The 13,796-nt window shown below is 69.3% G+C and carries 11 protein-coding genes and 1 riboswitch; of the genes, 8 read left to right on the top strand and 3 right to left on the bottom strand.

Annotated features, from left to right (window positions below):
- The 3 genes from D7V88_RS43210 to sthA all read left to right on the top strand — a co-directional run.
- The coding region (locus D7V88_RS43210; RefSeq protein WP_158625182.1) for a hypothetical protein at positions 1-648 on the top strand (648 nt) is incomplete at its 5' end.
- 135 nt (positions 649-783) lie between these two features.
- Complete coding sequence (locus tag D7V88_RS30290; protein WP_120544102.1) at positions 784-2,286, top strand: PPC domain-containing protein; 1,503 nt, start codon at positions 784-786, stop codon at positions 2,284-2,286.
- Positions 2,287-2,357: 71 nt separating this feature from the next.
- Entirely contained in the window at positions 2,358-3,755 is a 1,398-nt protein-coding gene (sthA, locus tag D7V88_RS30295; protein ID WP_120544103.1) for a Si-specific NAD(P)(+) transhydrogenase, read from the top strand.
- A 76-nt stretch (positions 3,756-3,831) separates the two neighbouring features.
- Here the strand turns inward: sthA and ahcY are convergent, their stop codons facing one another.
- Together ahcY and D7V88_RS30305 are read right to left on the bottom strand one after the other, a co-directional pair.
- Positions 3,832-5,262, bottom strand: a complete 1,431-nt coding sequence (ahcY, locus tag D7V88_RS30300; RefSeq protein WP_120544104.1) for an adenosylhomocysteinase — start codon at positions 5,260-5,262, stop codon at positions 3,832-3,834.
- A gap of 87 nt (positions 5,263-5,349) precedes the next feature.
- Positions 5,350-5,422: riboswitch (S-adenosyl-L-homocysteine riboswitch) on the bottom strand.
- 214 nt (positions 5,423-5,636) lie between these two features.
- Positions 5,637-5,996 carry a hypothetical protein gene (locus D7V88_RS30305; RefSeq protein WP_147448921.1) on the bottom strand — a complete coding sequence of 120 codons (360 nt, stop codon included), beginning with the start codon at positions 5,994-5,996 and terminating at the stop codon, positions 5,637-5,639.
- 149 nt (positions 5,997-6,145) lie between these two features.
- On the opposite strand from D7V88_RS30305, the gene D7V88_RS30310 reads away from it, so the two are divergent.
- From D7V88_RS30310 to D7V88_RS30330, 5 genes are all read left to right on the top strand, one after another.
- Complete coding sequence (locus D7V88_RS30310; protein WP_120544106.1) at positions 6,146-6,454, top strand: superantigen-like protein SSL4; 309 nt, start codon at positions 6,146-6,148, stop codon at positions 6,452-6,454.
- 38 nt (positions 6,455-6,492) lie between these two features.
- Positions 6,493-6,909: a DUF1036 domain-containing protein gene (locus tag D7V88_RS30315; RefSeq protein WP_147448922.1), complete on the top strand. Its 417-nt coding sequence runs from the start codon at positions 6,493-6,495 to the stop codon at positions 6,907-6,909.
- A gap of 102 nt (positions 6,910-7,011) precedes the next feature.
- Entirely contained in the window at positions 7,012-9,825 is a 2,814-nt protein-coding gene (locus D7V88_RS30320; protein ID WP_120544108.1) for a cation-translocating P-type ATPase, read from the top strand.
- 118 nt (positions 9,826-9,943) lie between these two features.
- Entirely contained in the window at positions 9,944-11,242 is a 1,299-nt protein-coding gene (locus tag D7V88_RS30325; RefSeq protein ID WP_120544109.1) for a universal stress protein, read from the top strand.
- Between the two features lie 96 nt (positions 11,243-11,338).
- On the top strand, positions 11,339-12,394 hold the full coding sequence (locus tag D7V88_RS30330) for a zinc-binding dehydrogenase (protein ID WP_120544110.1): 1,056 nt from the start codon (positions 11,339-11,341) through the stop codon (positions 12,392-12,394).
- Between the two features lie 16 nt (positions 12,395-12,410).
- Here D7V88_RS30330 and D7V88_RS30335 read toward each other — a convergent pair.
- Positions 12,411-13,796, bottom strand: a 1,386-nt coding sequence (locus D7V88_RS30335; protein ID WP_341870728.1) for a hypothetical protein, incomplete at its 5' end; no start/stop codon positions are given.

Raw genomic sequence — 13,796 nt, forward strand, 5'->3', positions numbered from 1 at the left:
CCCCAACTCCAGACAGCCCCCGAGAAGCTCCAGGAGTTCGTCAGGAACCTGCTCACGCTCAACGTGGAGGAGCCCTGGGACGAGCGCGCCCAGGTGAAGCACACCGGCCCCGCGACGTGGATGCAATCCAATCCCTACACCCTCGTCATGGGGCCCCTGGAGGTCGACGGCAACGTCCTCGTGTCGACCGGCAAGCACGACGACGGCGTCCTCATCGTGTTCGGCGACGTCACCTGCCGCAACCTCTTCGTGGACGCCGGATTCTCCTTCGTGTGCACCGGCACGCTGCGCGTGCGCGAAGCGCTCGTCAGCCGGGCCGCGGACAGCATCACGTACGTGGCGGGCGCCGTGGAGGCGGAGCTGCTCGACTCCGGTTCGGGCGCGTGGCTCACCCTCTTTGGCGACCCGTCCCTGCTGCGCGTGAAGCACCTCACGCACTACGTGATGCACGGGCGCACGCCCATCAAGCCCCCGAAGCAGCCCGACCTGCGCACGCTCGTGGTCCCGGAGGTGCTCGACACCGAGGAGTGGGATTCGCTCTCGCAGGAAGAGCAGGCGGAGGAGTCGCCCGAAGCACTCATCAAGCTGGACACCCGCGCCGTCCGCAAGCGCCTGATGAGCGGCGCCAGCCTGTTCTCCGCGTCCTGAACCGCGCTGGATTCCACCCACTCCGGGTATGAATCCATGTCAGACACGACTGCTAGGTTGCTCCTTGTCTGAAGGCTTGCGGCGACAGTTTTTCGCGGCCTCGGGCGCAACGATTTCTCAAAAAAGGAGCAACCCTTGAAGCGTCTCGCATGGAAGGCCTTCGCCGCTGCATGGCTGACGGTGGCACTGACGGGCTGCGGAGCGGGGCTGGAAGAGGAGGCCCTCGAAACCGGAGGGGAGGAGGAGCAGGCCCCGGTGAAGGAGAAGGGCCCGCCTCCGACGGAGCGGGTGTTCGCGCTCGCGGGCTGCACGGGGCCCATTCCGCTCACCAGCAACACCCCGGTGAGCAACCTCTCCGCGAACACGGGGGAGTGGTCCTGCACCTATACGCTGACGGTTCCGGCGGGTGCCGTGAACCTCCGCTTCGACACCGGCACCACCGGGACGGGAGACGCGGACCTGTACGTGAAGTATGGCGCGGAGCCGACGTCGGGCGTGCATGACTGTCTTTCCAATGGGAGCAACAGCGCGGAGTCCTGCGCCATCCCCACCGCGCAGGCCGGCACGTACTACGTGAAGGTCTACGGCTACTCCGCCTTCACGGGCGTGAAGCTGACGGGCGCCTACACGCCGTCGGGTTCGGCGGGCTGCACCAGCAGCACCACCCTGACCAACGGCGTCCCGGTGGGCAATATCGGCACGTCGGCGGGGAGCTGGTCCTGCATCTATGTGTTCTCCGTCCCCACGGGCGTGACGAGCGTGCAGTTCGTCACCGGCGGGGGCTCTGGCAACGGCGACCTGTACGTGCGCCGGGGCTCCTCTCCGAACGAGACCACGTACGACTGCAAGTCCTCCGGATACTCCAACACGGAGACCTGCACCCTGACCACGACCCAGCCCGGCATCTACTACGCGCGGATGTATGGCCAGGGCACCTTCTCCGGAGCGAGCCTGACGGCCAGCTACTCCATCACCGGCTATCCGGGCTGCACCTCCACCAGCGAGCTCCTCAACGACTCGCCCGTGTACAACGTGGGGGCCGCCGCCGGCACCCTCTCCTGTGACTACACTCTCACCGTGCCGGCGGGAGCGACCCAGGTCGTGTTCTCGAAGTACGGAGGCTCCGGGGCCTCAAGCCAGCTCTACGTGAAGCGCGGCAGTGCGCCCACGCCGTCGTCCTACGACTGCACGAACTCCCAGACCTGCACCCTTGCCTCGCCCACGGCGGGCATCTGGCACGTGCGCGTCTACAACTCGTCCCAGTCCGGAACCCTCTCCGGGGTGACCCTGCGCGGCGTCTATACGACTGGCAGCGGCGGCGGTAGCACGGTGCTGAGGAACAACCAGGCGGTGACCAACCTGTCGGGCGCTGCGGGCTCCCTGAGCTACTGGACCATCGTCGTGCCGTCGGGCCAGTCCTACCTGGACGTGACCACCACCGGCGGTACGGGTGACGCCGACCTGTACGTCCGCAAGGACACGCAGCCGACCGAAATCCTCTACGACTGCCGGGGCTACGTCGGGGGGAACATCGACCAGTGCCGCATCAACCTCCCGGCCGCGGGCACCTACCACGTGATGCTCCGGGGCTACGCCGCCTACGAAAGCGTGCAACTGAAGGCCGTCTACTCGCCCTGAGGAAGCAGGCAGGCCCGGCCCCGAGGCAGCTTTCTTTCCTCGGGGCCGGGGTGGGGAAACACTCCCGCCCCATGAGTGCTCGGCAGTTCGACGTGGTGGTCCTCGGCTCCGGTCCGGGCGGTGAAGGCGCTTCGATGAAGGCGGTGAAGTCCGGCCGCCGGGTGTGCTCCGTGGAAGAGAGCCCCCTGGTGGGCGGCGCCTGCACCCACACGGCCACCATCCCCTCCAAGGCGCTGCGCCACGCCATCCAGCGCCTCATGGACGTGCAGCAGGACCACCCGGAGCTGCGCGCGGAGCTGGCGCGGCACACCACGCTCAAGGACATGATGCGCGCGGCCACCACGGTGGTGTCCAAGCAGGTGCAGTTGCGCAGCACCTTCTACGAGCGCAACCGCGTGGAGCTGGTGGTGGGCCGCGCGAGATTCCGGGACGCGCACACGGTGGAGGTGACGGAGCCCCGCGGCTCCGTGGAGCTGATGACGGCCGGGGCCTTCGTCGTGGCCACCGGCTCCCGGCCCTACCACCCCAAGGGCGTGGACTTCCGCCACCCGCGCATCTTCGACTCGGACACCATCCTGCGGCTGCGCGAGTCCCCGCTGTCGATGATCATCTACGGCGCGGGCGTCATCGGCTGCGAGTACGCCTCCATGTTCCGGATGCTCGGCGTGAAGGTGGACCTGGTGAACACGCGCGACCGGCTGCTGTCGTTCCTGGACGACGAAATCTCCGACGCCCTCTCCTACCACCTGCGCGAACAGGGCGTGCTCATCCGCCACCAGGAGGAGATGACGCAGGTGGAGGCCCACGACAACGGCGTGGTGCTGCACCTGAAGAGCGGCAAGCGGCTCAAGGCCGACGTCTTCCTCTGGGCCAACGGCCGCTCCGGCAACAGCCAGGACCTGGGCCTGGAAGCGCTGGGCATCGCGGTGGATTCGCGCGGCTGCATCCAGGTGAACGACGCGTACCAGACGTCCGTGCCCCACATCTACGCGGTGGGGGACGTGGTGGGCGCCCCGTCCCTGGCGAGCGCCTCCTATGACCAGGGCCGCTTCGCCGCCACGCACATCGTGGAGGGGCGGCTGGAGCACAAGCTGGTCAAGGACATCCCCACCGGCATCTACACCAGCCCCGAAATCAGCAGCCTGGGCCGCACCGAGCGCGAGCTCACCCAGGCGGGTGTCCCCTACGAAGTCGGCCACGCCTTCTTCAAGAGCCTGGCGCGCGCGCAGATTACGGGCCGCACCGTGGGCATGCTGAAGCTGCTCTTCCAGCGGGAGACCCGGGAGATCTTGGGCATCCACTGCTTCGGGGACAACGCCTCCGAAATCATCCACATCGGCCAGGCCATCATGACGCAGGAAGGGCCGGGCAACAGCATCGACTACTTCATCAACACCACGTTCAACTACCCCACCATGGCGGAGGCCTACCGCGTCGCCGCGCTCAACGGCCTCAACCGCCTGTTCTGAGGGCCCCTGGAACGACGAAGGGCACCGCGGGCGACATGGCCCACGGTGCCCCGGGTGTCACGGACGCCGGCCGCGATTAGTAGCGGTAGGTGTCCTGCTTGTAGGGACCGGACTTCTCCACGCCGATGTAGTTGGCCTGCTCCGGCGTCAGCTCCGTGAGCTGCGCGTTGAGCTTCTTGAGCTGGAGGCGGGCGACCTTCTCATCCAGGTGCTTGGGCAGCACGTACACCTTGCCCACCTGGTACTTGTCGCTGTGCGAGTACAGCTCGATCTGCGCGATGGTCTGGTTCGCGAACGAGCTGGACATCACGTAGCTGGGGTGGCCGGTGCCGCAGCCCAGGTTCACCAGCCGGCCCTTGGCGAGCAGGATGATGCGCTTGTTGTCCGGGAAGATGACGTGGTCGACCTGGGGCTTGATCTCCTCCCACTGGTACTTCTCCAGGGAGGCGACTTCGATCTCATTGTCGAAGTGACCGATGTTGCAGACGATGGCCTGGTCCTTCATCTTGGCCATGTGGGCGTGGGTGATGACGCTCTTGTTGCCCGTCGCGGTGACGAAGATGTCCGCCTTGTCCGCGGCGTAGTCCATCGTCACGACCCGGTAGCCCTCCATCGCGGCCTGGAGCGCGCAGATGGGGTCGATTTCCGTCACCCACACCTGGGCGGACAGCGCGCGCAGCGCCTGCGCGGAGCCCTTGCCGACATCGCCGTAGCCGGCGACGACGGCGATCTTCCCGGCGATCATCACGTCCGTGGCGCGCTTGATGCCGTCCACCAGGGACTCGCGGCAGCCGTACAGGTTGTCGAACTTGCTCTTCGTCACGCTGTCGTTGACGTTGATGGCGCGGAACAGGAGCGTGCCCTTGACGGACATCTCCTGCAGGCGGTGCACGCCCGTGGTGGTCTCCTCGGTGACGCCCAGAATCTTGGCGCTCTTGCGCGAGTACCAGGTCGCGTCCTCCGCGAGCTTGGCCTTGATGGAGGCGTACAGCTCACGCTCCTCCTCGCTCTCCGGGTTGGCGATGACGCCCAGGTCCTTCTCCGCGCGCTTGCCCAGGTGCATGAGCAGCGTGGCGTCGCCGCCGTCGTCGAGGATCATGTTCGGACCCTCGTGGTCGCTGCCGGCGGGGCCGAACTCGAAGATGCGGTGGGTGAAGTCCCAGTACTCCTTGAGGGACTCGCCCTTGTGCGCGAACACCGGCGTGCCGGCCTCCACCAGCGCGGCGGCCGCGTGGTCCTGGGTGGAGAAGATGTTGCACGACGCCCAGCGGACTTCCGCGCCCAGCGCCTGGAGGGTCTCCACCAGCACGGCCGTCTGGATGGTCATGTGCAACGAGCCCGTCACGCGCGCGCCCTTGAGCGGCTGCTGCTTCGCGTACTCGTCACGGATGGCCATGAGCGCGGGCATCTCGCTCTCGGCGATGCGGATCTCCTTGCGGCCCCAGCTCGCGAGCTTGAGGTCGGCGACGGCGTAATCCTGCTTCTTCTGCGGGGTGGCTGCGGTCATGGAATGGCTCCGGGTCCAGGTGGCGCGCCGTCCTGGCGAGAGAGGACATCAGGCCCAGCGGCCGGACTCACCCTCGCCAGAAACGCGTACAGGTGAGCGCCGTTGGGTCAGTCGGCTTCGAGCCTGGGGCCGGGAGGGCCTCGCAACGCTCCTCGAAGTCGCGGGGGAAACTACGGGAAGGCGCCCCGAATTTCAAAGGGAGATTGCCGGCCCCCAGGCCGGCGGCGGTCGCACGGGGAGGTGCCCTGGAGGACACCCGCCCGCTTGCCTCGCCTGCCTGCCTGCCGTCACGGATCCAAGGGGGGTGGGAGCAAGTGCCCCCAAGGAGGAACACCCTTCCGCCGGTCGCGGAAGGGCCCTGCGCCCTCCCGGGCCTACCGGGGACAGGTCCTGAAGCCGCTGTGCTCGTAGTACTGGGACGTCGTCCCAGTCACGTAGGTCGTGCCATTGCAGGTGCACTCGTGGCGTCCCACGGTCGAGGACATCGCGGCATCGCTGTAGAAATAGCGGACGAAACTCTCCCGCCCCGTACAGGGCCTCCAGGACTTCTCCACACCCTGCTCCTGGGACACGGGCGAGGAATCGGCAACCTCCTCCTCGGTCGGCATTCCTCCGCAAGCGGTGACGAACAGGGCGGCGATGCATGCCCCCAGGGCGTTCTTCATCAACATGGTCGGCTCCTTGTGGATGCGCAGGGCGGGACGTGCCTGCCCTTCCACCATTCCCGCCTTCAACCTGAAAATCCAGCCTTCCCCTGAAGTCCAACCAATTCACAAACATCCAGGGCCAGCGAAAGGATTTGGGCGGACGAATAAAGAAAGACGCCGGAGTAAATGCCAATGACAGCCCGCGGTGGGGCTGCATTTCCAATGGAGGCGGCACAATGAAGAAGCATGCAACGTTCATGGCCCTGGGCCTGACAGCGCTGACGGTGGGCTGCGGTGACGGTGCCCGGGAAGAAGCCCCGTCGCCGTCGCCCGCTTCGCTCCAGGCCGCGCCGTCGCAGGACCGCCCCTCCGAACAGGAGCTGGCGGCCACGCGGACCTCCGCGCCCGTGACCGCGGTGCCGGTGAAGTACGTCATCGCTCCGGACTCCGCGCCCCACGTGCGCATCTCCGCGGGCGTGGAAGCGGCGCGGCCCGAGTCCCCCGGACTCACGGGCTCCGACGGCCCCCGGCGTTCCCCCAGGTAGCTCCCCCCGGCATCGCGTCACCTTCCAAGGAGGTTCATGTGTCGAATCAAAAATTCGCGGCGGCGATGGCGTTGGCTTTGGGGCTGGGCATTTCGGGTCAGGCCCACGCGTGGATGCAGTACTGCAATGGCACCAGCGTCACGCTCTGGACCACGTACCAGTGGTATGCGCCGTCGTGTGACCCCACGGGCGGCAATCCCTGGCAGAAGCAGGGCTGGTGGAGCCTGAACCCGGGTGAATGCAAGGTTGTCTTCGGGCCCAACCTCCCGGGCCGCTACTCGTATTACTACGCCGAGGGAGGTGGGAAGGTCTGGACTGGCGTCTACTCCACGTGCACGCCGCAATCCGCCTTCAACTACTGCGACAACATCTGCAACACCAACGCGCGCAGCCTCGGCTACCGGGAGCTCGATACAGGCACGGCCACCAACTACACGCTGACCTTCACGCCCTGAGCCCACGGTCCCAGAAGCCCTCAGGGCGGCCGGGCTTCCTTGCCGACGGCCCTCCGGGTCTCATGGCCCCGGCGTTGCCACCTTCCTCCCGGGAGGCACGCCATGCAGCAGGGGCCACGTACCCGGGGGCAGCCGGGCATCCAGGGTGGTGAAGCGCCACCCGTGCCGTGGCACGCCCTGCCTCCCGAGGCGGTGCTGGAGCGGCTGTCCAGCACCGCCGAGGGGCTCACGGAGGAGGCGGCCCGGGAACGCCTGGCGCGCTTCGGCCCCAACGAACTGAAGCGCGAGCGCGGCGACAGTGCATGGAAGCTGCTGTGGCGGCAGATCAACAGCCCGCTCATCTGGGTGCTCATCGCCTCCTCCGTGCTGGCCATCCTGCTGGGCAAGGTGACCGACGGGCTGGTGGTGGCCGCCGTCGTGGTGCTCAACACGCTCATCGGCTTCGTGCAGGAGTACCGCGCGGGCAAGGCCATCGAGGCGCTGGGCCACATGGTGCCGGAGTCCACCACCGTGGTGCGCGACGGCCGCCCGGTGGCCCTGCCTGCCTGGAAGCTGGTGCCCGGCGACGTGGTGCGACTCGCGTCCGGCGACCGCGTGCCCGCGGACCTGCGCCTGTTGCACTCCCGCAACCTCCAGGTGGAGGAGGCCGCCCTCACCGGGGAGTCCGTCCCCTCCAGCAAGCACTCCGTGGCCGTCGCCGGGGACGCGGAGCTGGGGGACCGCGCGAGCCTCGCGTTCGGAGGCACCCTGGTGACCTCCGGAACGACGACCGCGGTGGTGGTCGCCACGGGGAGCGCCACCGAGCTGGGCCGCATCTCCCACCTGCTGGATCAGACCGCCGACCTGACCACGCCGCTCACGCAGGAGCTGGCGCGGCTGGGACGGCTCATCACGCTGGGCATCGTCGTGCTGTCCGCCGTGCTGCTCGTCGTGGGGCTCTTGCGCGGGTACACGTTCAGCGACGCCGTGCTGGTGTCCATCACCCTGGCGGTGGCCGCCATCCCGGAAGGGTTGCCCGCCATCGTCACCATCGCCCTGGCCATTGGCGTGCAACGCATGGCGACCCGCCGCGCCGTCATCCGCAAGCTTCCCGCGGTGGAGACGCTGGGCAGCACCACCGTCATCTGCACCGACAAGACGGGCACCCTCACCCGCAACGAGATGACCGTGCGCGCGCTGTGGACCCCGCGTGGGCACCATGAGCTCACTGGCGTGGGGTACGCGCCCGCGGGGCAGCTCCTGAGCGAGGGACAGCTCCAGGACACACCGCCCGACGACGTGCGCGCGCTGCTGGTCGCGGGCGTGCTGTGCAACGAAGCCTCGCTCCAGTCCCAGGAAGGGCGCTGGCGGATGACCGGCGACCCCACCGAGGGCGCGCTGCTGGTGGCCGCGGAGAAGGTGGGCCTGGGCGTGAGTGACCTGCGCGCACGCCATCCCCGCCTGGACGCCATCCCCTTCGAATCGGAGCAGCAGTTCATGGCCACGCTCCACGCGGACGGAGCGGACGGCCGCGAACTGTTCATCTTCCTCAAGGGCGCGCCGGAGGTGGTGCTGCGCCGCTGCACGCCTCAGACGGACGCGGACGGCGTGCTGGCGGAGGTCGAACGCATGGCCCGGCAGGGGATGCGCGTGCTCGCGGTCGCGCGCAAGGACGCGCCCGGAGCCACGTCCCTCCCGCTTCGCGACGTGGAGGACGGCTTCAGACTGCTGGGCTTGCAGGGGATGATCGACCCGCCCCGCGAGGAGGCCGTGGAGGCGGTGAAGGGCTGCCACACCGCCGGCATCCGCGTGAAGATGATGACCGGGGACCACCTGGCCACGGCGGAGGCCATTGGCATCCAGTTGGGCCTCCACACCCCGGGGCGTTCGGGCCTCACCGGCGCGCGCCTGTCCGAACTGGACGACGCGACCCTGACCCGGGCGGTGATGGACACGAACGTGTTCGCGCGCGTGGCCCCCGAACACAAGCTGCGCCTGGTGCGCGCGCTCCAGGCGAAGGGCCACGTGGTGGCGATGACGGGCGACGGCGTCAACGACGCCCCCGCGCTCAAGCAGGCGAACATCGGCGTGGCCATGGGCATCACCGGCACGGCGGTGTCCCGCGAGGCGGCGGACCTGGTGCTGACGGACGACAACTTCGCCACCATCGTCTCCGCCGTGGAGGAGGGCCGCCGCGTCTACGACAACCTCATCAAGTCCCTGGCCTTCGTGCTGCCCACCAACCTGGGACTCGCGCTCATCCTCCTCATGGGCGTGGCCTTCTTCCCCATCCAGCAGGCCGCGGGCGTGCACGTGCCGCTGATGGCCATGCGCCCCACGCAGCTCTTGTGGATCAACCTGGTGGCCACCGTCACGCTGGCGCTGCCGCTCGCCTTCGAGGCCCGCGAGCGCCACGTCATGTGCCGCCCACCGCGCGCTCCCGACGCCCCGGTGCTCAACCACTTCGTGGTGATGCGCACGGGGCTCGTCGCGCTGCTGATGGCGGCGGGGGCCATTGGCCTGTTCCTCTGGGAGTTCTCGCGTCAGGGCGGGGCCCACGCCTCGCTGGACCCCAGGCCCCTGGCCGAGGCCCAGACGATGGCGGTCAACACCGTCATCAGCTTTCAAATCTTCTACCTGTGGCTGTGCCGCACGCTGAGCGGTTCGATGCGCGAGGTGGGCCTGTTCAGCAACCGCACCGTCTTCGTGGGCATCGCCACGCTGGTGCTGCTCCAGGCCGCCTTCATGTACGTGCCCTTCTTCCAGCGCCTCTTCGGCACCGCGCCGCTGTCGCTCGGGGACATTGCCCGCTCCGTGCTGGCCGGCGCCGTGGTGCTGCCCGTCGTGGGGTTGGAGAAGTGGCTGCGCTCGCGAAGCGCCAGACGGACCGGCCGGGACGACTCCCTTCCCAGGGGCCGGGCCCGGCTGCCCGCCTGACGCGCGCGTCCCCTGCGAGCAGGAGGCCCGACACGCGCCCGTGCCTGCCTCCCCTCGGGCGATGAGGGCCCCGGGGGATGGCTAGCTTCAAAGACATCCGCCACACGGAGGCCTTCCCATGACCATCGCCTGCGCCACCCTGCTCACCGACACGTCCCGGCGTGCCAGTGAGACGGCGGTCCTCCTCGCCCGGCGGATGGGCGTCTCCCTGTGCCTGGTCCACGTGCTTCCCGCCAACGCCGTCCGGACGCTCGGTCAGCCCATCTGGGAGGCCACGCAGGCCGCGTTGCTGGAGGAGGGCCGGCGGCTGGAGGCCCTGGGAGGCGTGGCCGTCGACCGGGTCCTGCTCACGGGTGAGCCGGAGAAGGCCCTGGCGGAGCTGGTGGTGCAGCGCGGCCTCCAGGGAGTGGTGGTCGCCGCGCCTCGCAAGGACACGCCCTTCCTGGGCCTGGGGGGCACCGTGGACCGGATGGCGCAGGCCCTGGAGGTGCCCCTGCTGGTGGTCCGGGATGGCTCCGCCCTGGAAGCGTGGGCGCGCTGCGAGCGTCCCCTGAAGGTGATGCTGGGGGTGGACCGCTCCCGGCCTTCCGAGGCCGCGCGGGATTGGGTGAAGGAGCTTGAGCGATTCGGACCGATGGAGGTGGTGGGCGGCCGGGTGTTCTGGGCCTCCGAGGAAGCCGAGCGCCTGGGGCTGGTGCATCCGCACAGCTACAAGGACGTGTCGGACGAGCTGCGCGAAGCCCTGACGCGGGAGGTGTCCACCCTGCTGGAGCCGCTGCGCGGTGAGGACGTGACGGTGCGCGTGCGGCTGGAGCCGGGCCTGGGCCGCATCGCGGATCACCTGGTCGCGATGGCCACCGATGAGCAGGTGGACCTGCTGGTGGTGGGCACGCACCACCGCAAGGCGCTCGCGCGGCTGTGGAGCGTGTCGCACCACGCCCGGCGACTGGCCCCCATGTCGGTGGTGAGCGTGCCCGTGCCCGCCACCGAACAGGGCATGGGAGAGGAGCCACCCCGGGTGCGCACGGTGCTGGCGACCACGGACTTCCTGGCGGCGGGGGACCGCGCCATCGCGTATGCGTTCGCGCTGACGCCTCCCGGGGGCACGGTGCACCTGCTGCACGTCGAACCCGCGCGGGCGACGCCGGAGCAGCTCCAGGAGGCCCGACACCAGTTGGAGAAGCGCGTGCCCCGCTCGGAGCACGAAGGGGACCACCAGGTGAAGCTGTCGGTGCTGACCGGCGACGACGTGGCCGGGGTCATCACCCAGGCCGCCGAGCGGTATGGCGTGGACCTGCTCTGCCTGGGAACCCATGGCCGGGGCGGCGTGGGCCGGGTCGTCCTGGGCTCGGTGGCCCAGCAGGTGATGGCCCGCAGCGACCGCCCTGCGGTGACGGTGCGGATGCCGCGCGCGTGAAGCACCCGGTGGCCAGCCTTCGCATCCCCCGGGGGCCCGACACCACCTGAGCCGTGCTGGGGATCCATCCGGCGCGCACGCGCCAGGAGCCGTTCCATGCGAGCAACCGTGTTTCGAGGCGTCAACCAGGTGGGCGTGGAGGAGGTCGAACATCCGAAGGCCCGCGTGGGCGAAGCCATTGTCCGGGTGACGCTCACCACCCTCTGTGGCACCGACGTGCACATCGTCAAGGGCGAGTACCCGGTGAAGCCAGGGCTGACCGTGGGCCACGAGATGGTGGGCGTCATCGATGAGCTGGGCGAGGGCGTCACCGGCTACCGGGTGGGTGACCGCGTGCTGGTGGGCGCCATCACGCCGTGCGGTCAGTGCCGGGGCTGCCTGGGGGGCCACCCAGCCCAGTGCGGACACGGCTCCGGCATCGAGGCCGCGGGCGGCTGGCGGCTGGGCAACACGATGAACGGCGTGCAGGCGGAGTACGTGCGCGTGCCCTTCGCGCAGGCCAACCTGGCCCCCATCCCGGATGAGCTGAAGGACGAACAGGTGCTGCTGCTGGCGGACATCGCCTCCACGGGCTTCAGCGGCGCGGAGTCCGGAGGGGTGCGCATCGGAGACGCGGTGGTGGTCTTCGCGCAGGGGCCCATCGGACTGTGCGCCTCCGTGGGCGCGCGGCTCATGGGCGCGTCGCTCGTCATCGGCGTGGATGGGGACGAGACGCGTCTGGCGATGGCGCGCAAGCTGGGCGTGGACGTGGCCATCGACTTCCGCAACCAGGACGTGGTGGCGGAGGTGAAGCGCCTCACCGGCGGCGGCGTGGACGTGGCCATCGAGGCGCTGGGCACGCAGCAGACCTTCGAGAGCGCGCTGCGCACGCTGCACCCCGGCGGCACGCTGTCCAGCCTGGGCGTGTACTCCGGCAAGCTGCAGATGCCCTACGACGCCTTCGCCGCTGGACTGGGCGACCACCGCATCGTCACCACGCTGTGCCCCGGCGGCAAGGAGCGCATGCGGCGACTCATGGAGATGGTGCGGGCAAAGCGCGTGGACCTCACGCCGCTGTTCACGCACCGCTTCGCGCTCAAGGACATCCGCGACGCCTACGAGCTCTTCAGCCAGCGCAAGGACGGCGTGCTCAAGGTCGCCATCCGCCCGTGAGCCGGGCCCGGAGACGTCAGGGCTTCAGGTCCAGCAGGAACAGGTCGCGCACGTCCGTGGGCGCGAGCGTCCTGGGGCCGGCGTCCAGGGGTGCGATGAGGCCGCCCAGGAGCGCCGTGCCTCCCTGCTCGTCCACCGACACGCGGTAGCGGTCCCCGAAGGTCGACACGCCCGTGGGGTGGGCCATGGCGAAGCCGCGCGTCCAGCGCAGCGTGCCGTCGATGCGGTCGAACTTCGCGGCGAAGAGGTTGGTGTCACTGCCGGGAGAGCCCTCGACAGGCCCTCGGCCCAGGTCATCTCCGTGCTGGTAGCGGCCCACGACGACCAGGTCGTCGCGGTGGTCCATCGCGACGTCCAGTCCCTCCAGGCCCAGTTGCCGTCCCCAGCGCTCATCCCCGGAGCGGGTGTACGCGACGACGAATCCGTCCTGCGCGTGCACCGGGCGGAACGTCTGCCCCGCGAAGCGGAGCGGCGCCAGGAAGCTGCCGGTGAGCACCACGCGGTTGCCATGCACGGCCACGCCCTGGCCCTGTCCATTGACGGTGTCCACGCGCCGCTGCCACCGCCGCACGCCCGTGGGGGACAGCCGGTTCACGAACGGGATGCGATCCAATGGAGGATACAGGTCCGTGAGAAGGGTCCCCGCCATGTAGAGGTGGTCGTCCTCGTCCACGGCGACGCCCCCCGACTCACCGAAGGAGGGCTGTTCGACGTAGGACCACTGGAAGCGTCCTTCGGGGGAAAGCCGGAGGAGGACCGGCGCGCTGTCGGCCACCACGTAGCGCTTGTCGAAGTAGATGCCGCCCCGCAGCAGGCCCGCGACGGCGATGTTCCCCTCGCCGTCCGTGACGAGCGCACGGGCGCCGAAGAAGCTGAAGAACTCCAACGGATAGGCCCTGGACCAGACGTGGTTTCCTGCCGCGTCGAACTCCGCGAAGAAGAGGCCCGTCAGGAAGTCGCCCGCGGTGAGCGGACCGCCGCCCAGGTCGATGCTCCCCTCGAAGACGCCGGTGATGAGGACGTGCCGCTCCCGGTTGGTGGTGAGCGCCGACACCGGGGCCGGCACGATGCGAGTCCACACCCGCTGCCCATCCGGGCGGTACTTCGTCAGCGCGCAGGCCCGCGTCGTGGACGTGCCGAATCTGCCCACGGAATCCGACAGGCGCCCCTGGAAGTTCGCGGCGACCAGCCGGTGGCCATCGCCGTCATGCGCCACGCCGCCCGCCGTCTCTTCGCCGGGGCCGGTGAACCACTGCGCCTGACGCGTGCCACCTGACAGCACCGGGACGCTGGAGGCGCGGTGCCACGTCCGCGAACCGTCAGCCCTGTCCTCTTCCCCGGAATCATCGAACCCCGCGCCACAGCCCGCGAGCACCACGGCGAGCACCGCCCCCCTCCACCC

The sequence above is a fragment of the Corallococcus terminator genome, from assembly GCF_003611635.1.
Classification (GTDB): domain Bacteria; phylum Myxococcota; class Myxococcia; order Myxococcales; family Myxococcaceae; genus Corallococcus; species Corallococcus terminator.